The following is a 24357-nucleotide window of genomic DNA, read 5'->3' as shown; positions in this document are numbered from 1 at the left end:
CTTGATCGCCAGACCCGCCAGGTATTTTTAGAATTGTTTTCACAAAATCCTGCGTTATCCTCTCCGGAGTCGCCGCCGTCTTAATTCCATTAAAAGCTTTTTCAATGTTTCCAGGTGCAGTAATATAAGGCAATGACGCCATAGTGTTCTCCGTAGAACCGAATATAATTCAAAGAAAATATCAGTACTCCATCTAAAATAATATTAGCATGATTCTTTAAGATATTTCCAAAAAAAATTACAGAAAATAATTTTATTGCCCTATAGGCAATAAAAAAGCCGCTGTCTCCCGACAGCGGCTTTCTCATTCTTACCCCAGCAGCAGCGTCTCGAAAAGGCGCCGCGCCGAAAGTAGATTACCCCACAAACTTCCGCGCATTCCTGAACATGCGCATCCAAGGCGAATCCTCGCCCCACGCTTCAGGGTGGTAGGACTGTTGCACCGAGCGGAACACGCGCTCCGCGTGCGGCATCAGCACCGTGAAGCGGCCGTCTGGCGTGGTGACGGAGGTGATGCCTTCCGGCGAGCCGTTCGGGTTGTACGGATACGCTTCGGTGGCGGCGCCCTTGTTGTCCACAAAACGCATGGCTTTGGTGACTTGCGTGATGTCGCCCGTTTGCGAGAAGTCGGCGTAGCCTTCGCCGTGGGCGATGGCGATGCCGGCTTGGGTGCCGGCCATGCCGTTGAAGAAGATCGATGGAGAATCCATCACTTCGACCATGGCAAAGCGGCCTTCGAATTTCTCCGACTTGTTGCGCGTGAATTTGGGCCAGGCATGGGCGCCGGGGATGATCGATTTCAGGTTGCTCATCATCTGGCAGCCGTTGCAGATACCGAGGCCGAAGCTGTCCGTGCGGTTGAAGAAGCGCGCGAACTGTTCCGCCAGGCTGGCGTTGAACAGAATCGTTTTCGCCCAGCCTTCGCCGGCGCCCAGCACGTCGCCGTACGAGAAGCCGCCCACGGCGATGACGCCCTGGAAGTCGTCCAGTTTCACACGGCCCGCAATCAGGTCGCTCATGTGCACGTCGACAGCGGTAAAACCTGCCTGGTGCATCACGTAGGCCGTCTCGATATGCGAGTTGACACCCTGCTCGCGCAGGATGGCGACGCGCGGACGCACGCCGGTGGCGATGAATGGCGCGGCGATGTTGTCGTTCTGGTCGAACGTGACGATCGGCGACATGCCCGGGTCTTGCACGTCCAGCAGGCGGTCGTATTCGGCGTCCGCGCAGGCCGGATTGTCGCGCAGGCGGGCGATGCGCCAGGTCGTTTCGCTCCACAGGCGGTGCAGTTCGGCGCGCGGCTGGGTGTAAATCAGCTTGGCGTCGCGCGTGAATTCGATCACGTCGCGGTCGTTCAATTTGCCGATGATATGGCTGCAGGCGCCCAAATTAAACGTGCGCAGCACGTCCATGACGAGCGACTTTTCTTCCGCGCGCACCTGGATCACGGCGCCCAGCTCTTCGCTGAACAAGGCGCGCAGGGTCAGTTCGTTGCGGCGTTCCGCGACCTGGCCGGCCCAGTTCTTGGCGTCGCCCCAGTCGCTCGAATGCTCGCCTTCCATGGTCAACATGTCCAGGTTGACGGACATGCCCGTGTGGCCGGCGAAGGCCATTTCCGTCAGGGTGGCGTACAGGCCGCCGTCCGAACGGTCATGGTAGGCCAGCAGCTTGTCGTCGCTGTTCAATTTCTGGATGGCGGCGAAGAAGCCTTTCAAGTCTTCCGCGCTGTCCACGTCCGGCGTGGCGTTGCCCAGTTGGCCCATGACTTGCGCCAGGGCAGATGCACCGAGGCGGTTCTTGCCGCGGCCCAGGTCAATCAGGATCAGCGACGTGTCACCCTTGTCCGTTTTCAGCTGCGGCGTGAGCGACTTGCGCACATCGGTCACTGGCGCGAACGAGGAGACGATCAACGACACTGGCGACGTGACGGATTTCGCCGCGCCCGTGCTCTCGTCTTTCCACGTCGTGCGCATCGACAGCGAATCCTTGCCGACGGGGATGCTGATGCCCAGCGCCGGGCACAGTTCCATGCCGACGGCTTTCACCGTGTCGTACAGGGCTGCATCCTGGCCAGGCTGGCCGCAGGCGGCCATCCAGTTGGCGGACAATTTGATATCGGAGATATCGCTGATTGCTGCGGCGGCGATGTTGGTAACGGCTTCGCCCACGGCCATGCGGCCCGAGGCGGCGGCGTCGATGACGGCCAGCGGCGTGCGTTCGCCCATGGCCATCGCTTCGCCCAGGTAGCCTTCAAAGCTCATGGTGGTGACGGCGCAATCGGCCACCGGTACTTGCCATGGCCCCACCATCTGGTCGCGCACGGTCATGCCGCCCACGCTGCGGTCGCCGATGGTGATCAGGAACGATTTGTCGGCCACGGTCGGCAGCAGCAGCACTTTTTGCGCCACGTCCTTCAAGTCCATGCCCGTCAGGTCGATGGCAGGGAAATCGTTGGCGACGTGGACCACGTCGCGCTGCATCTTTGGCGGCTTGCCCAGCAAGACGTCCATCGGCATGTCGACCGGCTCGTTACCGAGTTCCGGGTCGATCAGTTTCAGTTGACGCTCTTCGGTGGCCACGCCCACGGCGGCGAACAAACAGCGTTCGCGTTCGCACATGGCTTTGAACAGTGGCAGGCTCTCCGGCGCGATGGCCAGAACGTAGCGTTCCTGCGATTCATTGCTCCAGATTTCCTTCGGCGCCATGCCCGATTCTTCCAGCGGCACTTTGCGCAGGTCGAAAATCGCGCCGCGCTTGGCGTCGTTGGTGATTTCCGGGAACGCATTCGACAAGCCGCCCGCACCTACGTCGTGGATGGAGATGATCGGATTGTCCGCGCCCATTTGCCAGCAGGCGTTGATGACTTCCTGGGCGCGGCGTTCCATTTCCGGATTGCCGCGCTGGACGGAATCGAAGTCCAGGTCGGCCGTGTTGCTGCCGGTGGTCATCGACGAAGCGGCGCTTCCGCCCATGCCGATGCGCATGCCCGGGCCACCGAGCTGCACCAGCAGGCTGCCGACGGGGATGTCGTTCTTGTGCGTGTGCTGCGCCGAGATATTGCCGATGCCGCCAGCGATCATGATCGGCTTGTGGTAGCCGAAGACGGCGTCTTTGTCGACGCCGACGTTCTGTTCATACGTGCGGAAGTAGCCGCCCAATACGGGACGGCCGAATTCGTTCGAGAACGCGGCGCCGCCCAGCGGGCCTTCGATCATGATTTGCAGCGGCGAAGCGATGCGCTCCGGTTTGCCGTATTGGTCCGCATCTGTGCGGCCAGCCAGCGGCGCCGTCACGGAAGCTGCCGTTTCCCAGCTGCGCACGGCATCCGGCAGGGACAGGTTCGACACGGTGAAGCCGGTCAGGCCAGCTTTTGGCTTGGCGCCGCGGCCCGTCGCGCCTTCGTCGCGGATCTCGCCGCCCGCGCCCGTGGAGGCGCCGGGGAATGGAGAGATTGCCGTCGGGTGGTTATGCGTTTCCACCTTCATCAGGGTGTGCGTCAGTTCGGTCGACGCCGCATATTCGTGGCTGGCGCCGCGCGGGTAGAAGCGCGAAACCGTCGCGCCTTCCATGATCGAGGAATTGTCGCTGTAGGCGACAACGGTGCCCTTCGGCTGCAGTTCGTGCGTGTTCTTGATCATGCCGAACAGCGACTTCGGTTGCGCCACGCCGTCGATGGTCCAGTCGGCGTTGAAGATTTTGTGGCGGCAATGTTCGCTGTTCGCCTGCGCGAACATCATCAGTTCCACGTCCGTCGGGTTGCGGCCGGCCTTGGTGAAGGCGGCGTCCAGGTAGTCGATTTCGTCTTCCGACATCGCCAGGCCCAGTTCCGTGTTCGCCGTTTCCAGCGCGGCCTTGCCCTGCCCCAGCAAATCGATCGATTCGAGCGGGCGCGCTTCCAGGGTGCGGAACAGGTCCTTGGCGTCGTCTGCGCTGCGCAGCACGGATTCCGTCATGCGGTCGTGCAGCAGGTCGGCCACAGAGTTCAACTGCGCCTCAGTCAATTTACCGGCGCCAATGGCGCTGCCCAGGATGCCCGATTTCAGGTTGATGCGGAAAGCGATGCCGCGTTCGACGCGCTTGATGTGCGCCATGCCGCAGTTGTGCGCGATATCGGTGGCTTTCGAGGCCCACGGCGAAATCGTGCCGAAACGGGGGATGACGAAGAATTCTTCGGCAGCGCCTTCCGTATTGTCAGCCTGGGCCGGCTCGCCGTACGTCAGCAAGGCGCCAAGGCGCGTGCTGTCGTCGTTGGTGAGAGGCGCGCTGGCATCGATGAAATGGACATAGCGTGCTTGTACGGCAACAATCGCAGGCGAGACGGCTTGCAGTTGGCTTAACAGACGGTGGCTACGGAAATGGGACAGGGCATTGGAACCCGGCAGTATCAACATGATTGGAAGGTGGTTGATGCAGCGTGGCTGCGGGTTAAAGGTAGGTATGACAATATCTTTCGTACGGCAAATTTCCTTTGCGCGCATTATACCCGTTTTACCCCTGCCTTATGACCGGAACTTGGGGTTTTACCCCCCTTTTGCCACCGTTTTGCCCCACGCAGCGGCAGTTTTTGACATGGCAACAACACCCTCAGCCGGTCATCAGACGATCACATAGCGATTCTTGCCTTGCCGCTTGGCCAGGTACAGGGCCTCGTCGGCCAGCCGGTAGCTGTGGCCCAGGTCCTTGCTCCGGTCCAGCTCGGCCACGCCCACGCTGATCGACACGAACTGGGCGGCCAGGAAAGCATCGCTGACGGCTTCGACCAGGGCGCCGGCAAAGGCGCGCGCATCTTCCCGGTCGCCCGCGTAGACGATGCCGAACTCCTCGCCGCCCAGGCGGCCGCACAAATGACCCTGCGCCTTGTCCGCGATGACGGCGGCCGTGCGCACGAGCACCGCGTCGCCCGCATCGTGGCCCTGCTGGTCGTTGATGATCTTGAAATTGTCGATGTCGATCATCAGGAAATGCAGCATGCCGCCGTGAGTCGCGCCATGCATCTGCTGGGCGCGCTGCGTGAACATGCGGCGGTTGTTCAGGCCAGTCAGGCTGTCCTGGAAGGCCAGCCGCGTCAATTCCACCTTGGAGTGATAGTTTCGCAAACGCAATAAACTGAAGCTGACATTGAGTGCCAGCCCGAACAGCACGCTGACGGCGATCATCAAGGGCGCCCAGGACTGGTCGGGCAAGCCCGCGTTGACGGGATACAAGCCGTGACCCACGTTCCACCACACGCCGGCCACCACGGCCAGGTAGCTGAGGCCGCCGTTGAAGATGGAGGCGATGGCCAGGGTCATGAAGACGCCGACCGGCAAGACCCAGAAGCTAGCGTGCTGCACGGCGTCAGCCATGGTGCGCAAGCCAAAAGTCAGGGCCAGCACGGCGCAGGCGCCGGTAATGGTCAGCACGGGCAAGGTGGTGCAGCGGTAGCGCACGACCAGGCTGATCAGCATGCCCAGCAGCGCCAGCACGGCATGCGTGAGATTCGGATGGTAAGCGGGCGGCATCAGCAGCCACGTCAGGCTGAAGGCGATGATGCCCAGCACTTGCGTGACCATGCCGACCCGGTGCAATTCCGCAAAATAGGTATGCTGCTGTTCGCTGTTGCCGCCAAATGCAAGAGGAACGGCAACGCGGCGCAGGGAAGAAAGATCAGGAACACGCATACGGGTATCGACACCAGAAAGAAGAAAAGCGCCCGGTACAGCCTTGCGCATGCCTGGCCGCAAGATTGCGCGGCATTCAACATTAGTTGTAATTAGGATACTATCATGCTAGTCAACTATGTGCTGGAATTTGCAGCGCCGGCACGGGCACACAGGGCAGCAGCGGCATGAAATACAACGCTGCGCGCCAGCCGATGCGTCCTGCGCCCTGCCCCGCGCCCGATTGCATGCATTTTGCTGGCAGTGTCGCCCGGCTTTGCAGTATGCTGATAAAAAGTAATACTGCCAGGCAGAGACATATAAGAAGAGTTCCCGCAAATGACCGAACAGATGAACGAGAGCTGAACAATGCCAGAAACTAGCGACTTATCTGTCCTGATCGTCGACCCGAACCCCAGCATGCGGGGCAATCTGCACAATATGCTGAACCAGGCGGCCATCACCAAGGTGGAATATGCCGTCAATGCCGGCACGGCCATCCGCCTGCTGACGAAGAAACCGTTCGACATCATCCTGTGCGAATACGACCTTGGCAGCGGCACGGACGGCCAGGATGGCCAGCAATTGCTGGAAGACTTGCGCCACCACAAGCTGATCGGCCTGTGGACGATCTTCATCATGCTGACGTCCGAAGCCATCCACAGCAAGGTGATCAGCGCAGCCGAACTGACCCCGTCCGACTACATATTGAAACCGTTCACCGTCGACGTGCTGAGCGGACGCATCGCGCGCGCCATCGAGCGGCGCGCCGTTTTCCTGCCCACGTACCAGCTGATCGACAAGGGCGATTTGCGCGAAGCCGTGAAAAGCTGCCGCGCGGCCGAACTGCAGCACCCGCGCCTGGCGGCCGATTTCGCCCGCCTGCGCGCCGAGCTGCACATCACCCTCGATGAATGGAAGGAAGCGGAACAGCTGTACGCCGACATGCTGGCCACGCGCCCCATGGCCTGGGCCCACCTGGGACTGGCGCGCACCCTGTTCGAACAGCAGCGCCACGAAGAGGCGCAGGACGCGCTGCTGGAACTGGTGGAGGTCTATCCCCGCTTCATGGCCGCCTACGACTTGCTGGCGAAGAACCATGAAGCCATGGGCCAGCAGCTGCAGGCGAAGAAAATCCTCGAGGACGCGGTGGCCATCTCGCCGCACATGGTGCGCCGCCTGCGCCACCTGGGCGGCATCGCCTTCGACACGGGCGACATCGGCGCGGCCGAACGGGCTTATAAACAGGTGGTGACGAAAGCCAAATACTCGGAATTCCGCGATCCCGAAGATCATGTGAATCTGGTGAAAACGCTGGTCAAGAAAGGCGACGCGCCGCAGGCCAGCGGCGTGCTGCGCGACATGGAGCGCTCGCTGCGCGGCGGCGCCAACGTGGAAGCGTGCCGCGCCATCTCGGCCGCCATGCTGCATGAATTGTCGGGCAACGACATCGCCGCCGCCACCGAACTGCAACTGGCCGCCGCCGCCCTGGACACGGCGCGGGGCCTGTCGACGCAACTGAAGGTGGGCCTCGTGCAAAGCTGCCTGAAAAACAATCTGGAACAAGCGGCGTCCGACGTCATGATGAAACTCGTCAACGAAGCCGACAGCGACGTGACGATGGAAGCGGCCGTCGACGTATTTGAAAAAGCGGGCCGCCACGACCTGGCGCAAGGCATGGGCCAGCAGATCACGAACCAGGTGCAGGAACTGATGCAGGACGCGGCCAGCAAATCGGAAAGCGGAGAGCTCAAGGGGGCAGTATTCGTGCTGCGTCAGGCCCTGCGCAAGACGCCAGGCAACCTGCCCGTGCTGTTCGCCTCCGTCGACGCTATCCTGCGCCAGCTCAACATGCTGGGCTGGGAAGCCCCGCTGGCCGAACAGGCGCAGCACCAGATGCAGGTGATCAGCAAGATCGATCCCAAGCATCCGAAGCTGGAGTCGCTCAAGCAGCAGTATGCGGCCACGCAGCATAAATACGGTATTGCGACGTGATCTGAGGGACGCACTGTAAAACTGCTGCGCAGCCCATTTCCGATCATTCGCGTAGGTCGGATTAGCGGCGCAGCCGCGTAATCCGACAACATTGTTGGCTCAGTAGTGTCGGATTACGCGGCGTGCCGCCGCTTATCGTACCTACGCCCCCCGTGCCGCCACAAGCTCGATCAACTCGCGATATTAACGCTCCCCCCTGAGCGTGTAGACCGGCTTCTCGGACTCCCCTTTCTCCGCCATCGCCAGCACGCGCTGCAGTTCCTTGCGCTCCTTGCCCTCCTTGGCCGATGACACCAGGTTGCGCAGGATGGCGACATGCGCCGTCTGCAGCGCCTGCGCGGCGGGCACGGCGATGTCCGGTTTCACGCCGACATGCTCCCAGTTGGTTTTCGTGACGGCATTGGTCGTGCGCGCGGTGGGGATCGCGACTATGATGTCCTGTCCCAGACTGAACCAGCTCACGGGATTGGAGCCGCCGCCGGTGGTTTCTCCAACCACCGTACCGCGCTTCTGCGCCTGGATGCCATAGGAGAAATCCTCCCCGCCGGAAAACGTGCGGGCCGAGGTCAGTACGTACACGGGCTTGTCGTAACGCTGGGTGACCGCCTTCACGGTCCAGAACTGCCGCGTCGTACCGGTCGGGCGATCGTACATGTCGATCAGGTGGCGCTCGTCGCCGAGCGGGAAGAAATGACTCATCAGGTAAGCCACGCTGTCCGGGCTGCCGCCGCCGTTGCGGCGCAGGTCGAGGATCAGCGCATCCGTCCCCGCCATGAGCGACATCGCCGCCGTGTACGCCGCGCCGACGAATTCCGGGCCGCCGAAGCGGCGCAGCTCGATATAGCCGACGTTGCCGGGAAGGCGTTCGATCTTCTCGATGTCATAGCCGCGCCGCGCGGTCTGGTCGCGCCATTCTTCAATCTTGGCGCGGCTGGGCAGTTCGTCGGCACCGCTGCCCTCACGAAAGCCTTCGTAAAATGAGGCGCCGAAATGCAAATCACCGCTCAACTCCCGCAAGTCCTTCGCCAGCGCCGCACTGAACGCCTTCACGCTGGCGGCGCTCGCATAGCCTCCTTCCGCATTTTTCCTGGCGATCGCACTGCCGACCCGTTCGGCCACTGCTGGCTCGATGTAATTCGCGTTCATTTTCGTTACCAGTGTCTGCACGATCGTCGTGCGATCGGCCGCGTTCAAGGCGGTGTCCTCCGCCGCAAAGGCGTGCAACGACAACAACGTGCCCAATACGACTGCTGCGACAAGCTTCTTTCTACCTGACATACATTCCTCCAAGTTGGACTGCGAAACGTTTGATCGTGTGTGAAAAAGTGTGCGTGGCGGCATCATTCAGGTTACTCGTCAGGTGTTGTCGTGCCTGCGTCAGGGCGGGCATCCAGGCGCAGCCTGCCGTCGCGGATGCGCGCGCCGAAGGAACGCGTCTCAAGCACGGCGATCGCCTGTGCCAGGCAGTCGGACAAGGGAAACGCCAGTTCCGCATCGAGGCTGTCGGCCGCGGATTTGGTCGCCTGCCAGCACAGCCGCAGGCGCGGCAGCATCGCCGCGCCACTGGCGCTGAGGCGCACCACGCGCTGCCGGCCGTCTTCGCCGCCGGCGGCCACCGTGAGCAGGCCCTTCTTCACCATCAAGGCCACTGTCTGCGTCGCGGCGGGCTGCGTGAGCCCGGCCATGGCCGCCAGCTCCCCAATGGTCGAGCTCGGCTGCTCGGCCAGCACCCGCATCACGGGCGTGTAGCGCGGCCGGTAATCGAGTCCCGCGTCCACGTAGGCCTGCTCGACCGCGCCGTCAAGCAGTTCGATGAGATGTCGTAATTGCGTGCCTAATCCAGGTTTCATGCAACCATGGTAGCACTACTTATATAAGAGCTTATATAAATATTTAAAAACTCTTGAAGCGGGCTGCCATCGAGGCGAGGCAGCCTCAGCAAAGCGCCTGCTTGTGCACGTTATAAGTTAGCGACGATTGGTAGTTTGCAATGAGTTCGCTGCCACAGCAGCGCCGGCATCAGCGCGGGAGTTTATAGCGTACCAGCAGCGTAGCTCCCTTGCCGCCAGGTGGCGTCAGCAGTATCTCGTCACCCGGCTGCATCTCTTCATACATCACCGTGCAACAGGTCGGCATCGAGTGGCCGCGCGCCGGATAAACGCCAACGTCCGTGTGCAGGTTCGCAGCGCGTACGTCCACGCTGGACTTGCCGGCCTTTGCTTCTTCTTGCAGCAGCTTGCTCAGTGCGGTGACGAAATCCCCCTTGCTGAGCCTGGCAGGCGTCTGGTTTGCTTGCGGGCGAGTGGTTGCATCGTTCTTCATGGCAGTTTCTTTCAGTAAATAAATTTTCGCCACTATAACATTCGCCCTTGGGGCAATGCGACCAAGGGGGAGCAGCGAGGCCATCACATCCGTCCGAGGCAACGCGGCAGAACACCTGCGATGGAGTTGCCATCACGATCAGCGCGACATGGCATCTGATGTTTGGCTAAAGCAGAAGCTTGCGATGGCTGCTTACATGCTCTAAGCAATGAGGCGACAGCCGTTTGGGGTAAAGTGTTGCATTGACCGATTGAATCCGCAGCCAAATACGGACGTTGATACCGATGGAATTTCTGAAAGACGTTGAGTGCAATCCACTATGACCGACACAGGCCACCTTGAAGACGAATGGATCAGGTCCCTGACTAACGAGGCTAAGCGCGATCTCGTGTTTCTTTGGCATATCACTGGCGGGAGGTTCGGTGGGCGAACATACACAAGTGACGAGCTTCCGTCAGTGGTGGCACGCGTGGCCAATGCCCTTATTAATTCAGGCTGCAAGGTTCGATTTGGTGATCCTGACGATAAAGAGTGGCAATCCGACATAGCCGTATTGAACGCAGAAAATCCCGGCAAGGTGGCTTGTGGAACCAAAAAATGTTGAGTTTCTGGTGTTTGCATGTCATCGTGGCAACCGAGCATAGACATAGTCACCAGCTGGCGCTTCGGGGCTATAGTCGCTAGCGACCGAAGTCGGCCAAGAGCTGCCTTACGTTTCTGCCCCCCCTGAAGCAGGGGGGGGGTAACCGGCGCGGAGGAATTGCCGTGCAAAAGTTGGGCAGATAATATGGAGCAATAATGTGCGGTACTTTTACAGTAATGGGGCATCGATACTGCTGGATGTTGCTCCGCGAGACAGCCGCGTATCCTGCTTTAACCCGTGCACTAGTGCTCCCTCAGGTGGTCGATGTTCTTAGAATCGCAAGTGAAGATTCAGATTTTGATATCGTTATGCGAATAGACGGCACGGCCTATGTTGGGGATGGGAGCATTCATCTGGGTCCCATTCTCTGCATTGGAGATGTAGCCGTTTTAGCTCGGCCATCGAGATGGCCAACCGATGCTCTGCTGCGATTGCGGCCGAGGATCGCTCGGGTGCGCGAAGGCACGCCCTTTAAGGTTGCCGCTGAGCGAGTCGTTCAGTGGGTCACCAGTTGCGCCTTTAAAGCCGTCAGGGTCAAACCAACTGAGTGTCTCTGGGTAGATTACGAATAGTTCGGGAGTGTCTGTTTTGGGGCGATGGCCGCCTGCCATGACATTCTCTGACTTTTCAGTTCGGCAACATGCTAAGCTTGCCTGAAAGGCCGAGTTCGGCCATAAGCAGACAATGCTCATGGCGTTGAGACACCTAAAGTTCACCCCAGTCCGGTTTAGCCCGGTGAAGCTAGCTTAAAGTGTATTATTGCATCATACTGGGAATCTCAAAGGCGTCATTTTGACGGCCGCTTTAGGTTGGAAGGTAAGCACAAACTGTAATTTTTTAACCACAAAGGAGAGCATTCATGGCACTTAAACCAGGACCAAAGCCGATAGCAAAATCAACAGGGCAGCCGGATCAGCGGCGCCGTGATAACAAAACCACACCAGGGAATACACCATCCCTCAAACCTAGCAAATCTAGCAATCCCCCAAAAAAGTAAATGATAGAGGGGCGTTAACCCGGCGGTCGACCACGTGACCTGCACGCACTGTACGCTGGGCGATAAAGCCGCACAGCGCAGGTCACCACTACTTTGGACATCTATGCCCTGTGAGTCCGCTTCGGGGCGAAAGCAAACAAACACGACGGCCAGGGATAAGATGGCGAACGTGTTCCTGTCAGCACTGATGCTATGAGTAATGCAATGCTGCCCGACGGCTTCAGCTGCTCACCTTTCAGCACAGTAGGATTACGGCCCCGCTAGCCCGCCCTACGCTCTACCCTCGCCACCACCAGCTCAATCAACTCCGCGATCAGCGGCCGGAACGTGGCCGCATTGCCGCCCTGCCCCAGCATCACTGTGCGCGTGGTCAGGTGCGAAAAAACAGCGTCGAACAGGATTTGCGGCAAATTGGAAAACGAGGTGGCGGGCGCGATGCGGCCCTGGGCGCGCTGCTGCTCCAGCAGGCGCAAAATCAATGCGTGCCACACTTGCGGGCCGTGTTCGTACCAGGTCTGGCCCACGGCCGGCACGGCGGCGGCGCCCGTGACGACGAGGCGGTAGAAATCCACGTGGCGGGGGCTGGTGACGACGGCCACCAGTTCATCGAGGATCAGTTGCAAGCCCTGTTCCAGGCCAGCTTGCGACGTGTCGAGCTGGCGCAGCGCGATGATGAAGTCGGCGCACAGGTATTCGACCACGGCCACCAGCAATTCCTGCTTGCTGCCGAAGTAGCGGTAGGCGGTGGCTTTCGAGCCGCCCGCCTCGGCCACAATGGCGTCCATGCTGACGCCGTCGTAGCCGGCGTCAAGAAAGAGTCTGGATGCCGCCACCAGCAGCTTGCGCCGCCGCTCCTCGCTTCGGGTACTCGGGGAAGCTGGAACGGTGCGCAACTGGGGCATGAAGCAAACTCTTACTGTGTCTTGGGAAGCGCGTATGCTATCACGTAATCCCCACGGTCCGGGCTCTGGCGGGCGCCGCCCGCGACCACCACGACGTACTGGCGGCCCGACTTGGGCGACACATAGGTCATCGGCGTGCCTTGCGAGCCGACGGGCATGCGCGCCTTCCACACGTCATGGCCGGTGGCGATATCCATCGCGCGCAAATAGTAATCCTGCGTGCCCGCATAAAACACGAGGCCGGACGCCGTGCTCATGCCGCCACCCAGGGTCGGCATGCCGAGCGGGATCGGCAGCCTCGCCTTGACGCCGTTGACCACCGCATCCTGCACCGTGCCGGCCGGACGCTCCCACACTTTTTTCTTCGTTTTCAGGTCGATGGCGGCAAACACGCCCCACGGCGGGCTTTGGCACGGTATGCCCAGCGGCGAATTGAAGGCCTTGTGGTCGATGACGAACGGCGTGCCATCCATCGGATAGGTGCTGCCCACGCCGTGGCCAGCCGTCAGCTTGGCCACGTCCACCGTTTCGCGCGGCACCAGCTTGACCACTTGCGGCATGCGGATATCGTTGACGAACATATAGCCATTGCTTTCATCGACGGCCGCGCCACCCCAGTTGAAGCCGCCGTAGTAGCCTGGATAGATCAGCGTCTCTTTCAAGCTTGGCGCCGTGAACTCGCCTTGGTAATTGAGCTTGCGGAAGCTGATGCGGCAGGCCAGCTGGTCGAAGAAGGTGGCGCCCCACATGTCGCGCTCCGTGAGCGTTTCCGCACCGAGGGCCGGCATGCCGGTCGAGTATGGCTGCGTTTTGGACACCCAGTCGCCGGCCGCGTGCTCCTGCGGCACGGGTTTCTCCACCACCTCCGCGATCGGTTTGCCCGTACGACGGTCCAGCATGAAGATCTGCCCCCGCTTGGTCAGCTGCACCAGCGCGGGGATTTTGCCGCCCTTGCCGTCCGGGACGTCGTACAGGGCCGGCTGCGCGGCCACGTCGTAGTCCCAGATATCGTGGTGGACGGTTTGATACGTCCAGCGCTCGCGGCCCGTGGCCATGTCGAGGGCGACGATGGCCGATGCGTATTTTTCCGTCAGTGGCGGACGCTTGCCGCCCCAGAAGTCGGGCTGCTCGTTCCCCGTCGGCAGGTAGACCAGGCCCAGTGCATCGTCGAAGGCGGGCGCCGACCACATGTTGGGCGTGCTGCGCGTATACGTCTGCCCTTCCGGCGGCAGCTTGGTGATGGCCGGATTGCCCAGGTCCCAGGCCCAGACCAGCTCCCCCGTGTCGGCGCTGTAGGCGCGCACGACGCCCGATGGTTCATCGGTCGAGCGGCCGTCGAAGACCCAGCCGCCGAGGATGATCAGGTTGCGCGCCACCGTGGGCGCGGACGTGTAGGCATAGTACGGCACGTTCATTTTCACTTTGCCCAAGCCGACGGTCAGGTCGACGGAGCCCTTGTCGCCGAAGCCCTCGCACTGTTTGCCCGTCTGCGCGTCGATCTGAATCAGGCGCGCATCCATGGTCACTTGCACGATGCGCTTGGCGCACGCGCCAGCGACAGGCGCACTGGCCGCCTGCATGCCGTCAAAACGGAACGGATTCGTCACTTTCGCCGGCTCGTAGTAAGCCACGCCGCGGCAGCGGTTCCACGTTTTGATGTTGGCCGGCTTCGGATCGAAGGTCCAGCGCTCCTTGCCCGTGTCCGCGTCGAGCGCGATGACCTTGCTCGTCGGCGTACACGTGTAGATGGTGTCGCCGATCTGCAGCGGCGTGTTTTGCGATTCGGACGCGCCTTCGGCCAGCTCGCCCGAGCGGTAAGTCCACGCCACTTGCAGCTTGTCGACATTCTGCTTGTCGATCTGCGTGTACGGCGCGAAGCGCGTGCCCTTCGGCCCATAGCCGTAATGCGCCCAGTTGGCGCTGCCGCCATTCACCGCCGCCAGCGCATCCTGCTGCGGCTGCACGGTGGCCTCAAGCACGCCATGCGGCTTGAACATGGCGGCGAAACCGGCCACCAGCACGACGGCAAACAGGGCCGCGAAACCGCGCGACTGGCCAGTGTGCTTGCGCCCAGCCAGCCACGGATGCAGCAAGGCGGCCATCAGGCCGATGACGAGGAACGGCGCCAGGCGCGGCACCATGGGCCAGAAGGCGAAGCCGATTTCCCACACGGCCCAGACCAGGGTGGCGACGACCAGCACGGCGACGATGCCGCTGGCCAGCGGCTTGCGGCGCAGATACAGCACGCCGGCGAGGAGCAGGCCGAGACCGGCCAGCAGGTAGTACCAGGAACCGCCGAGGGTAATGAGTTCGATGCCGCCGGCGGCCAGGGCCAGGCCGGAAAAGCCGAGAAAAATACCGAAAACCGTCAAGGCAAGCCGCTTGCCCCTGAAGACCGCCGGGATCGCCGGGATCGCCGGGATCGCCGGCGCTCCTTTATTTACTGAAGTGTCCATTTTTTATCCATGACGCCTCCCCTGCCCAGGCAAATACGCCGGGGATGCTGGTTTTTTCAAATCTACGTAGTGAAACTGTACTGTACGGTTTCATTTTATGCCGATTTTTGATACAAGGAAAGAAAAATTGACGCGGGAGCTTGATTTTTGGCGGGGATGGGGGCATTCAGGGGGATTGTCGGATTACGCTCTACGAGCTAATCCGACCTACCGGACTGCTGGATATGCGTAGGTTGGATTAGCGCAAAGCGCGTAATCCAACAAACACAGTCCGCTAGCTAGTAGCCAGCTTGGCTTTTACAGCATATCGGTTGGAACGCTCGAAAAATGCCCAGGGCTAGGCGCCTCGTCGAAGACAGTACGAATAGTACGGCGAGACGCGGCAACAACGCCCTGGGCTTTTTCTCGAGCGTTACAGCGATGCCATGTCGATCACGAAGCGGTAGCGTACGTCGCTCTTGACGACACGCTCAAACGCCTCATTGATATCCTGGATGCGGATGATCTCGATGTCCGACACGATATTGTGCTTGCCGCAGAAATCCAGCATTTCCTGGGTTTCCTTGATCGAGCCGATCATGGAGCCGGACAGGCTGCGGCGCGCGCCCACCAGGCCGAAGGCACTGATCGGCGGCACGGCGCCGTCGGGGATGCCGACGATGACCATGTTGCCGTCGACTTTCAGCAGGTTGATGTACTGGTTCCAGTCGATCGATGCGCCCACGGTGCAGATGATCAGGTCAAACGTGCCGGCCAGTTTGCTGAACGTTTCCGCGTCGTTGGTGGCGTAGTAATGGTCGGCGCCCAGGCGCAGGCCGTCTTCGCGCTTCGACAAAGTCTGGCTCAGCACCGTCACTTCGGCGCCCATGGCGTGGGCGATTTTCACGCCCATGTGGCCCAGGCCACCCATGCCCAAAATGGCGACCTGCTTGCCAGGGCCGGCCTTCCAGTGGTTCAGCGGCGAGTACAGGGTGATGCCGGCGCACAGCAGCGGCGCGGCCGCGTCCAGCGGCAGGTTGTCGGGAATCGACAGCACATAGCCTTCCTTGACGACGATGCTGTCCGAGTAGCCGCCCTGCGTGGCCGTCTTGCCGTCCGCTTCCAGGCCGTTGTAGGTCTGGATCAGGCCTGGCATGTACTGTTCCAGGTCCACGTTGCGCGTCTTGCAGGTGGTGCAGGAATCAACGAAGCAACCCACGCCCACGTGGTCGCCCACCTTGAACTTGCTGACATTGGCGCCGACGGCCGTGACGACGCCGGCGATTTCATGGCCGGGCACCATCGGGAAAGCGGCGCCGCCCCATTCGTCGCGCGCCTGGTGGATGTCGGAATGGCACACGCCACAGTATTTGATCGAGATGGCCACGTCGTCTTCGCGCGGCGCGCGGCGCTCGAACGTGAACGGTTGCAGTGCGGAAGTCGGGCCCAGTGCGGCGTAGCCTTTGGCGATGGTGGTCATGAAAACTCCTTGGGTAGTGTGACGAACGAGAGAAGCGCGTGCCATGCAGGCGATTGCACAAGTGTGCCCGAGATGCCCGGCCGCCGTTACCGCGATCCTGCAAGACCTTTGCACGATCCTCCAAATCTGCGTAAGATCAGCCCCTGCCCTTCTTCGCCTCACGCATACTGAACACCATGTCCACGCCACTTACTCCGCAAGATGAAATCGCCGCCCTGATCATCCGCCACGCGCCACGCACGGGCGACTACACGACGGCCATCGGCAACCTCAGTTTCCACCGCCAGTCGTCGGTGACGGAATCGCTGTTCCACGCGGCGCGTCCCAGCGTGGCGATCATCGCGCAGGGGGCGAAAGACGTCACATTGGGAAGCGAAACCTTCCATTACAGCCGCATGCAGTATCTGCTGACGTCCGTCGACTTGCCGGTGCAGGTGCGCGTGGTGGAAGCGAGCGTGGACAAGCCGCACCTGTGCGTGGTGCTGGGCATCGACATCGCCGACGTGGCCGCGCTGCTCGATAGCGAAAGCAGCAGCGACAGCGCGGCGCAGCAGAAAATCCTGCCCGCCACGCGCGGCATTTCCGTCAGCGACGTGTCGGCCGAGCTGCTCGATGCCATGCTGCGCCTCGTGCGCCTGCTCGACAAACCGGGGGAAATTGCCACCTTGGCGCCTTTGATCCGCCGCGAGCTGACCTACCGCCTGTTGAACGGCCCTGTCGGCGCGCGCCTGCGCCACATGGCGCTGGCCAGCAGCCAGTCGCACCAGGTGGGGCAAGCCATCGACTGGATCAAGCACAATTATTGCGAACCGCTGCGCATCGAGCACCTGGCCGGCATGGCGAACATGAGCATGTCGTCGCTGCACCACCACTTCAAGGCAATTACGGCCATGACGCCGATGCAGTACCAGAAGCTGCTGCGCCTGCAGGAAGCGCGGCGCCTCATGCTGGTCGAGCAGATCGACGCGGGCACGGCCGGCTACCGGGTCGGCTACGCCAGCGAATCGCAGTTCAGCCGCGAATACAGCCGCCAGTTCGGCCGCGCGCCCATGCGCGACGTGGGCCAGGTGCGCGCGCAACTTGCGGGCGCTGGCACGGCCTATTCCGTCTTGCCGTAACCACCGCCGCCCGGCGTCTCGATCACGAACACGTCGCCAGCCTGCATATCGGTCTTGCCGATATGCGCCAGGTGCTCCACCGCGCCGTCAGCCCGCTCCACGTAATTGCGCCCCAGCGCGCCCGCCGCGCCGCCATCCATGCCGAAAGGCGGATGGATGCGGTTGTTCGACAAGATCGCCGCCGTCATCGGCTCCAGGAAGCGCACCCGGCGCACGCCGCCATTGCCGCCGTGCCAGCGCCCCGCCCCGCCCGAGCCTGGACGGATGCTGTAGCTGTCCAGGCGCACGGGAAAGCGCCACTCGAGGATTTCCGGGTCCGTCAGGCGCGAATTGGTCATGTTCGTCTGCACCACGTCCGTGCCGTCAAAACCGGGACCTGCGCCCGAGCCGCCCGATATCGTCTCGTAGTACTGGTATCGCTCACTGCCGAACGTGAAATTGTTCATCGTCCCCTGCGACGCCGCCATCGCCCCCAGCGCGCCATACAAGGCGTTGGTGATGCAAGTCGAAGTTTCCACGTTGCCCGAGACGACGGAGGCCGGATACTGCGGGTTGAGCATGGAGCCGGGCGGGATGATCACCGTGAGCGGTTTCAAACAGCCCGCGTTCAGCGGTATATCGTCGTCCACCAGGGTGCGGAACACGTACAGCACGGCCGCCATGCAGACGGCGGATGGCGCATTGAAGTTGTTCGGCAGCTGGTTTGACGTTCCCGTAAAGTCGATGAGGGCGCTGCGCTGCGCCACGTCGACCCTGATCGCCACCTGGATGCGCGCGCCGTTGTCCAGGTCCAGCGCATAGCGGCCATCCTTCAGGGTCGTGATGACCCTGCGCACGGCTTCCTCGGCATTGTCCTGCACGTGGCCCATGTAGGCTTGCACGACCGGCAAACCGAAATGCGCGACCATCTTGTGCAGTTCTTCGGCCCCCTTCTGGTTGGCCGCCACCTGGGCGCGCAGGTCGGCCAGGTTTTGCCGGGGATTGCGGGCAGGCCAGCTGGCGCCCGCCAGCAGGGCCAGTGTTTCCGCCTCTGCTAACCGCCCCGTGGCGCCGTCGACCAGCTTGAAATTGTCGATCAACACGCCCTCTTCCTCGATGCGCGTGGAGTCGGGCGGCATGGAGCCTGGTGTCGTGCCGCCGATATCGGCATGGTGGCCGCGCGAACCGACATAGAACAGGATGGCGCCGCCCGCTTCGTCGAACACGGGCGAGATCACCGTCACGTCAGGCAGATGCGTGCCGCCGTGGTACGGGTCGTTCAGCATGTAGACGTCGCCCGGCCGCATGGCGCCCGCATTGCGCATCATGACGGTGCGGATGCTCTCGCCCATGGACCCCAGGTGCACGGGCATGTGCGGCGCGTTGGCGATCAAATGGCCTTGCGCGTCGAAGATGGCGCAGCTGAAATCGAGGCGCTCCTTGATGTTGACGGAATGGGCCGTGTTTTGCAGGCGCAGCCCCATCTGCTCGGCGATCGACATGAACAGGTTATTGAAAATTTCCAGCATCACGGGGTCGGCTTGTGTCCCGATGGCGCGCCGCTCGGGCAAGGCGACGACCCTGCGCAAGACCAGATGGCCGTGCGCCGTCACTTCCGCGCGCCAGCCTGGCTCGATCACCGTGGTGGCATTGGCGTCGCTGACGATGGCGGGACCATCGATGGCGTCGCCGGGGCGCAGGCTGTCCGCCGCATACAGGCCGCTTGGCCGCCACGCGCCGGCGCAGTACATGTCCACCGTTTGCACGGGCGCCAGCCCACCCGCCCGCGCCGCATACGCGGGCGTGGCCACTTGCGGCGCATCGGACGCGCCGATGGCTTCCACGGAGATCGCTTCAACGATCAGCGCTCGCGCCGGCATCAAAAAGGAAAAGCGCTTTTTGTAGGCTACTTCAAACTGCGCCTGCATGCTGGCAGCCGTATCGAACAGCACGACGAGGGCCGAATCCGTGCCTTCGTAGCGCAGGTGCACGCGCGACACCAGCGCGATGCGCTTCCCTTCCACGCCCTGGCGCAGCAAGTCGCCACGCGCCAGTTCGCCCAGTTGCGCAAATTCCCTGGCCAGGTCCGTGCCCAGGGCCGCCTCGATGGCGCGCTCGCGCATGGCGCTCTGGTCGGCCAGGCCCATGCCGTAGGCCGACATCACGCCCGCCAGGCTGTGGATGAACACCGTGCGCATGCCCAGCGCGTCGGCCACCAGGCAGGCATGCTGGCCGCCCGCGCCGCCAAAGCTGGTCAGGGTGTATTCGGTGACGTCGTGGCCACGCTGCACGGAAATCTGCTTGATGGCGTTGGCCATGTTGCCGACCGCGATGGCGACATAGCCTTCGGCCACCTGTTCCGGCGTCGAGTTCACCGTGCGCGCCAGCGCTTCGAACTGGGCGCGCACCGTGGCCGCGTCCAGCGCTTCATTCGCGTCGGGGCCGAAGACGCGGGGGAAGAACGCGGGCTGCAGCTTGCCCAGCATGACGTTGCAGTCGGTGACGGCCAGCGGGCCGCCGCGCCGGTAGCTGGCAGGGCCGGGATTGGAGCCCGCGCTGTCCGGCCCCACCTTGTAGCGGGCGCCATCGAAATGCAGGATGGAGCCGCCGCCCGCGGCCACCGTGTGGATGCTCATCATGGGCGCGCGCATGCGCACGCCGGCGATCTGCGTCTCGAACACGCGTTCGAACTCGCCCGCGTAATGCGACACGTCGGTGGAGGTGCCGCCCATGTCGAAGCCGATGACTTTATCGAAACCGGCCAGCGCGCTGGCGCGCACCATGCCGACGATGCCGCCCGCGGGACCGGACAGAATGCTGTCCTTGCCCTGGAAAGCACGCGCATCCGTCAAGCCGCCGTTCGACTGCATGAATTGCAGGTGCACGCCGGGCAGTTCCATCGCCAGCTGGTCGACATAGCGGCGCAAGATCGGCGACAGGTAGGCGTCGACCACCGTCGTGTCGCCGCGCGCCACCAGTTTCATCATGGGGCTGACCTCGTGCGACACGGACACCTGCGTAAAGCCGGCCTCGCGCGCCAGTTGCGCCACCCGTGCCTCGTGCACGTGATGGCGGTAGCCGTGCATCAGCACGACCGCGATGGCGCGCACGCCGCGCGCATAGGCCTGTTCCAGCGCCATGCGCGCGGCCGCCTCGTCGAGCGGCGTCACGACGTCGCCATGGGCGCCCACGCGCTCATCGATTTCGATCACGTCGCCATACAGCAGTTCCGGCAGGATGATCTGGCGCGCGAACAGCTGCGGGCGGTTCTGGTAGGCGATACGCAGGGCGTCGCGAAAACCGCGCGTGATGGCCAGCACGGTGGGCTCGCCCTTGCGCTCGAGCAGCGCATTGGTGGCCACCGTCGTGCCCATCTTGATGGCGCCCACCAGTTCGACGGGCAGCGGCGCACCAGGCGCCAGGTCCATCAGCTGGCGCATGCCAGCCAGCGCCGCGTCGCGGTACTGGCCGGGATTTTCCGACAGCAGTTTATGCGTGGCCAGGCTGCCGTCAGGACGGCGCGCCACGATGTCCGTAAAGGTGCCGCCCCGGTCGATCCAGAATTGCCAATCCATCGCCTTGCCCCCGCACTTATGTGAGATGGCTATTGTAGCCGCACAATTTACGGCGCACCGCAGGCGTGCGCGCCTTGCCTTTCACCCGCTTCGGCCTTATGTTGAAGACATGCTGACTAACGGAACACGCCCCATGCCCCTGATCGACTCTTCCACACCGCTGTACTCCATCGCCGAACTGCGCGCCATCGAACAAGCAGCCATGCGCGACCTGCCGCAAGGGCTGCTGATGCAGCGCGCGGGCCAGGCCGCCGCCAGTGCCGCCCTGAAGCTGCTGCACGCCCAGGAGGATGGCGACGACGACGGCCACCGGCGCGTCCTGGTGCTGGCCGGCCCGGGCGACAACGGCGGCGACGCGCTGGAAGCGGCCGCGCACCTGGCCGGCAGCGGCACCGAGGTGCTCGTCTGGCTGGCCCCCGAGGCGCAAGCCACGTCGCCCGAACGCGAACAGGCGCTGAGCCGCGCGCGCAACAGCGCCGCGCGCTTGATGGAAGCGGCAACCTCCATGGCCTCGGCGGCAGTGGGCGCGGCGCCATGGCACCTCGTCATCGATGGCCTGTTCGGCATCGGCGCATCGCGTCCCTTAGACGGCGAATGCCGCGACATGGCGCAGCTGGTCAACAACCTCGATTGCCCCGTGCTGGCGCTCGACGTGCCCAGCGGCCTGCACGCGGACACGGGCGCCATCGACGGCGTCGCCATTCGCGCCACGCATACGCTCACCTTCATCGGCGACAAGCCGGGCCTGCACACGGCGAATGGCCGCGACCATGCGGGGGACGTGGAAGTGGCGGAACTGGCCATCGATCCCTCCCTGCTGCCGCCCGTCAGGGCCCAGTTGGGCGGCCTGCACCTGTTCGCGCGCCAGCTGCAGCCGCGCCGGCAAAACACGCACAAGGGCAGCTACGGCAGCGTGGCCATCATCGGCGGCGCACAAGGCATGGCGGGCGCGCCCATCCTGGCGGCCCGCACGGCCCTGCATGCGGGCGCGGGAAGAGTCTACATCGCGTTTCCCGATGCGCCGCCCGCCTTCGACAGCGGCCAGCCGGAGCTGATGTGCCGGCACGCCAGGGACGTGGATTTCTCGGGCCTGCACTTTGCCGCGCTGGTGGCTGGGCCCGGCCTCGGCGACAAGACCGGCACGGTGGAGCTGCTGCAACGTGCGATTGACAGCGACAGCCCGCTGCTGCTGGACGCGGACGCGCTGAACCTGATGGCGGCCGAACCGGAACTGCAATCGGCGCTGGCCGTGCGCACGGGCGCGGGGGCGACGATCTTGACGCCGCACCCGCTGGAAGCGGCGCGTTTGCTCGACATGACGGTGGCCGAGGTACAGGCCGACCGCCTGAGTGCGGCGCGCCAGCTGGCCACGCAGCTGGGCGTCATCGTGGTATTGAAAGGTTCGGGCACGGTGATCGCCGCGCCCGACGGCCAGGTCGTCGTCAACAACACGGGCGGCCCCGCGCTGGCGACGGCCGGCACGGGCGACGTGTTATCCGGCCTGTGCGGCAGCCTGCTGGCGCAGGGCTGGCCGGAGTGGGAAGCGGCGATAGGCGCCGTGTGGCTGCATGGCGCGGCGGCCGATGCGCTGGCAGCGGCAGGCGGCGGCCCGATAGGCCTGACGGCGGGGGAATTGATCCCCGCGATACGCAGGTTGATCAATGCCTTGTCGGCATAGGCAGTTGGTGCGCTTGTGTTGGATTACGCTGCGCTAATCCAAGCGACACCTCGGAGGTCGGGTAGGTCGGATTAGCGGCACGCGTAATCCGACAATCACCACCAGTAATCACACCAATCGGCCGGCCGCAATCGTAATCGTCCGCCCGCAACGGGCCGCAATCGAACTGTCATGCGTGACGAGCACCAGGGTGGAGCCGCGTTCGCGGTTCAGCTCGAACATCAGCTGGATCACGGCCTCGCCGGTGGCCGCATCAAGGCTGCCCGTCGGTTCATCGGCGAACAGCAGCGGCGGCTCCGTGACGAACGCGCGCGCCAGCGCAACGCGCTGCTGCTCGCCGCCGGACAGGTATTTCGGATAGTGCTTCAGGCGGCTGCCAAGGTTCACTCTCCCCAGCATGGCTTGCGCCTTTTCCTTCGCATCGGGGTCGCCGCGCAATTCCAGCGGCAGCATGACGTTTTCCAACGCCGTCAGATGGGCCAGCAGCTGGAAAGACTGGAACACGAAACCGAGCTTTTCCTTGCGAAACCCGGCGCGGCCGTCTTCGTCAAGGGCGAAGATATCGGCGCCGTCGAGGATGACCTTGCCCTCGCTGGGTGTGTCCAGTCCCGCCAGCAAACCCAGCAAGGTGGACTTGCCGGAACCGGAAGCGCCGACGATGGCCAGCGTCTCCGCCGTTTGCACGGTAAAATCGACTTGATGCAGGATGGTCAGCTCACCATCGGCATCGGGTACGCGCTTGGCCAGCTGGACCACTTCGATGGCCGGCTGGGCATTTTGGCTGTTGGGTGCGGCGGGCCGCTGGGCCGCTGCGTCGGACGGGAGAAAACTGGTGGAAGTCGCTTTAGGGAATTCGGGCATGCTGATCTATCTTAAAAAATTTCGTGAACAAATAAGTGTCGAGGGCAGCAGCCGCATGCGGCGGCGCACCCTGTCCTTGCTTCCTGCGGCAGCCCTGCTGCTGGTATCGAGCATGACGAACGCCTATTCTGCACCAAAAACGCTGCTGGTGCTCGGCGATAGTCTCTCGGCCGAGTATGGGCTGGCGCGGGGCACGGGCTGGGTGGCGCTGCTGGAACAGCGGCTGCAAGCGCAAAAGAACGACACGCGCATCGTCAACGCCAGCATCAGCGGCGAGACCACCAGCGGCGGCCGCGCGCGCCTGCCCGCCCTGCTGGCCAAGCACCAGCCCGACGTCGTGCTGATCGAACTGGGCGCCAACGACGGCTTGCGCGGCTTGCCCGTGGCGGCCGCCGAAGCGAATCTGCGCGCCATGGGTGACGCGGCCAAAAAATCGGGCGCGCAAGTGGTGCTGGTGGGCATGCGCATGCCGCCCAACTATGGCCGCGCCTATGGCGAGCAGTTTTATGGCGTGTACGGCAAGCTGGCCAAGGAATGGAAGGCGCCGCTCGTCCCCTTCATGTTCGAAGGCATCGCCGATCAACCGCAGCTTTTCCAGGCCGACCGCATGCACCCGAATGCGCAGGCGCATCCGACGATTTTGAGGAATATCTGGCCGCGGCTGGCGCCGTTGCTGGGGGCCAAATAAGCAAAAGGCTGGTGTTACTTCTAGCCTGAGGCAGAATCCGGG

At 62.9% G+C, this 24357-nt stretch carries 15 protein-coding genes; 4 read left to right on the top strand and 11 right to left on the bottom strand.

The genetic code is table 11. The annotated features are described in order from the left end of the window. The 3 genes from ASN89_RS29830 to ASN89_RS07005 form a co-directional block, all read right to left on the bottom strand. The coding region (locus ASN89_RS29830) for a DUF5343 domain-containing protein (RefSeq protein ID WP_161911744.1) at window positions 1–142 on the bottom strand (142 nt) is incomplete at its 3' end. Window positions 143–356: 214 nt separating this feature from the next. After that, window positions 357–4394: a phosphoribosylformylglycinamidine synthase gene (gene purL, locus ASN89_RS07010; RefSeq protein WP_058048751.1), complete on the bottom strand. Its 4038-nt coding sequence runs from the start codon at window positions 4392–4394 to the stop codon at window positions 357–359. Window positions 4395–4598: 204 nt separating this feature from the next. Then, entirely contained in the window at window positions 4599–5663 is a 1065-nt protein-coding gene (locus tag ASN89_RS07005; protein WP_161911743.1) for a sensor domain-containing diguanylate cyclase, read from the bottom strand. 348 nt (window positions 5664–6011) lie between these two features. Between ASN89_RS07005 and ASN89_RS07000 the strand changes: the two genes are divergently transcribed. Further along, window positions 6012–7637, top strand: a complete 1626-nt coding sequence (locus tag ASN89_RS07000; RefSeq protein WP_058048749.1) for a tetratricopeptide repeat-containing response regulator — start codon at window positions 6012–6014, stop codon at window positions 7635–7637. Window positions 7638–7820: 183 nt separating this feature from the next. On the opposite strand, the gene ASN89_RS06995 is transcribed toward ASN89_RS07000, so the two are convergent. The 6 genes from ASN89_RS06995 to ASN89_RS06970 form a co-directional block, all read right to left on the bottom strand. After that, window positions 7821–8915, bottom strand: coding sequence for a S41 family peptidase (locus tag ASN89_RS06995; RefSeq protein ID WP_161911742.1), 1095 nt, complete (start codon window positions 8913–8915; stop codon window positions 7821–7823). A 71-nt stretch (window positions 8916–8986) separates the two neighbouring features. Continuing rightward, window positions 8987–9487 (bottom strand): MarR family winged helix-turn-helix transcriptional regulator, encoded by a 501-nt coding sequence (locus tag ASN89_RS06990; protein WP_058048747.1) that lies wholly within the window; start codon window positions 9485–9487, stop codon window positions 8987–8989. Window positions 9488–9656: 169 nt separating this feature from the next. Continuing rightward, entirely contained in the window at window positions 9657–9959 is a 303-nt protein-coding gene (locus ASN89_RS06985; protein WP_058048746.1) for a hypothetical protein, read from the bottom strand. A 1900-nt stretch (window positions 9960–11859) separates the two neighbouring features. Then, complete coding sequence (locus ASN89_RS06980) at window positions 11860–12501, bottom strand: TetR/AcrR family transcriptional regulator (protein WP_082654439.1); 642 nt, start codon at window positions 12499–12501, stop codon at window positions 11860–11862. An 11-nt stretch (window positions 12502–12512) separates the two neighbouring features. Then, window positions 12513–14957 carry a membrane-bound PQQ-dependent dehydrogenase, glucose/quinate/shikimate family gene (locus ASN89_RS06975; protein WP_082654438.1) on the bottom strand — a complete coding sequence of 815 codons (2445 nt, stop codon included), beginning with the start codon at window positions 14955–14957 and terminating at the stop codon, window positions 12513–12515. Window positions 14958–15369: 412 nt separating this feature from the next. Continuing rightward, window positions 15370–16416, bottom strand: coding sequence for an NAD(P)-dependent alcohol dehydrogenase (locus ASN89_RS06970; RefSeq protein WP_046685132.1), 1047 nt, complete (start codon window positions 16414–16416; stop codon window positions 15370–15372). A gap of 176 nt (window positions 16417–16592) precedes the next feature. Between ASN89_RS06970 and ASN89_RS06965 the strand changes: the two genes are divergently transcribed. Continuing rightward, window positions 16593–17534, top strand: a complete 942-nt coding sequence (locus ASN89_RS06965) for an AraC family transcriptional regulator (protein WP_046685131.1) — start codon at window positions 16593–16595, stop codon at window positions 17532–17534. Here ASN89_RS06965 and ASN89_RS06960 read toward each other — a convergent pair. Beyond that, window positions 17516–21088 (bottom strand): hydantoinase B/oxoprolinase family protein, encoded by a 3573-nt coding sequence (locus ASN89_RS06960; RefSeq protein ID WP_058048743.1) that lies wholly within the window; start codon window positions 21086–21088, stop codon window positions 17516–17518. The two genes, ASN89_RS06965 and ASN89_RS06960, sit on opposite strands and share 19 nt — an antisense overlap. A 133-nt stretch (window positions 21089–21221) precedes the next feature. Between ASN89_RS06960 and ASN89_RS06955 the strand changes: the two genes are divergently transcribed. Next, a complete protein-coding gene (locus ASN89_RS06955) occupies window positions 21222–22766 on the top strand; it encodes a bifunctional ADP-dependent NAD(P)H-hydrate dehydratase/NAD(P)H-hydrate epimerase (RefSeq protein ID WP_058048742.1) in 1545 nt (514 codons plus the stop codon). 108 nt (window positions 22767–22874) lie between these two features. On the opposite strand, the gene ASN89_RS06950 is transcribed toward ASN89_RS06955, so the two are convergent. Beyond that, window positions 22875–23627 carry an ABC transporter ATP-binding protein gene (locus ASN89_RS06950; protein WP_058048741.1) on the bottom strand — a complete coding sequence of 251 codons (753 nt, stop codon included), beginning with the start codon at window positions 23625–23627 and terminating at the stop codon, window positions 22875–22877. Between ASN89_RS06950 and ASN89_RS06945 the strand changes: the two genes are divergently transcribed. Further along, window positions 23626–24315, top strand: a complete 690-nt coding sequence (locus tag ASN89_RS06945) for an arylesterase (RefSeq protein ID WP_082654437.1) — start codon at window positions 23626–23628, stop codon at window positions 24313–24315. The two genes, ASN89_RS06950 and ASN89_RS06945, sit on opposite strands and share 2 nt — an antisense overlap. The last annotated feature ends 42 nt before the right edge of the window (window positions 24316–24357 follow it).

The sequence above is a fragment of the Janthinobacterium sp. Ant5-2-1 genome (assembly GCF_001445815.1).
Classification (GTDB): domain Bacteria; phylum Pseudomonadota; class Gammaproteobacteria; order Burkholderiales; family Burkholderiaceae_D; genus Janthinobacterium; species Janthinobacterium lividum_E.
Note: the sequence above shows the minus strand (reverse complement) of the source record. Positions and strands in the feature narration are given on the sequence as shown.

What these genes read in the sequence shown, in the direction of transcription:
- purL (WP_058048751.1), bottom strand. Translation starts at nt 4,394, where the DNA reads ATGTTGATACTGCCGGGTTCCAATGCCCTGTCCCATTTCCGTAGCCAC.
- ASN89_RS07005 (WP_161911743.1), bottom strand. Translation starts at nt 5,663, where the DNA reads ATGCGTGTTCCTGATCTTTCTTCCCTGCGCCGCGTTGCCGTTCCTCTT.
- ASN89_RS07000 (WP_058048749.1), top strand. Translation starts at nt 6,012, where the DNA reads ATGCCAGAAACTAGCGACTTATCTGTCCTGATCGTCGACCCGAACCCC.
- ASN89_RS06995 (WP_161911742.1), bottom strand. Translation starts at nt 8,915, where the DNA reads ATGTCAGGTAGAAAGAAGCTTGTCGCAGCAGTCGTATTGGGCACGTTG.
- ASN89_RS06990 (WP_058048747.1), bottom strand. Translation starts at nt 9,487, where the DNA reads ATGAAACCTGGATTAGGCACGCAATTACGACATCTCATCGAACTGCTT.
- ASN89_RS06985 (WP_058048746.1), bottom strand. Translation starts at nt 9,959, where the DNA reads ATGAAGAACGATGCAACCACTCGCCCGCAAGCAAACCAGACGCCTGCC.
- ASN89_RS06980 (WP_082654439.1), bottom strand. Translation starts at nt 12,501, where the DNA reads ATGCCCCAGTTGCGCACCGTTCCAGCTTCCCCGAGTACCCGAAGCGAG.
- ASN89_RS06975 (WP_082654438.1), bottom strand. Translation starts at nt 14,957, where the DNA reads ATGGACACTTCAGTAAATAAAGGAGCGCCGGCGATCCCGGCGATCCCG.
- ASN89_RS06970 (WP_046685132.1), bottom strand. Translation starts at nt 16,416, where the DNA reads ATGACCACCATCGCCAAAGGCTACGCCGCACTGGGCCCGACTTCCGCA.
- ASN89_RS06965 (WP_046685131.1), top strand. Translation starts at nt 16,593, where the DNA reads ATGTCCACGCCACTTACTCCGCAAGATGAAATCGCCGCCCTGATCATC.
- ASN89_RS06960 (WP_058048743.1), bottom strand. Translation starts at nt 21,088, where the DNA reads ATGGATTGGCAATTCTGGATCGACCGGGGCGGCACCTTTACGGACATC.
- ASN89_RS06955 (WP_058048742.1), top strand. Translation starts at nt 21,222, where the DNA reads ATGCCCCTGATCGACTCTTCCACACCGCTGTACTCCATCGCCGAACTG.
- ASN89_RS06945 (WP_082654437.1), top strand. Translation starts at nt 23,626, where the DNA reads ATGCTGATCTATCTTAAAAAATTTCGTGAACAAATAAGTGTCGAGGGC.
- ASN89_RS06950 (WP_058048741.1), bottom strand. Translation starts at nt 23,627, where the DNA reads ATGCCCGAATTCCCTAAAGCGACTTCCACCAGTTTTCTCCCGTCCGAC.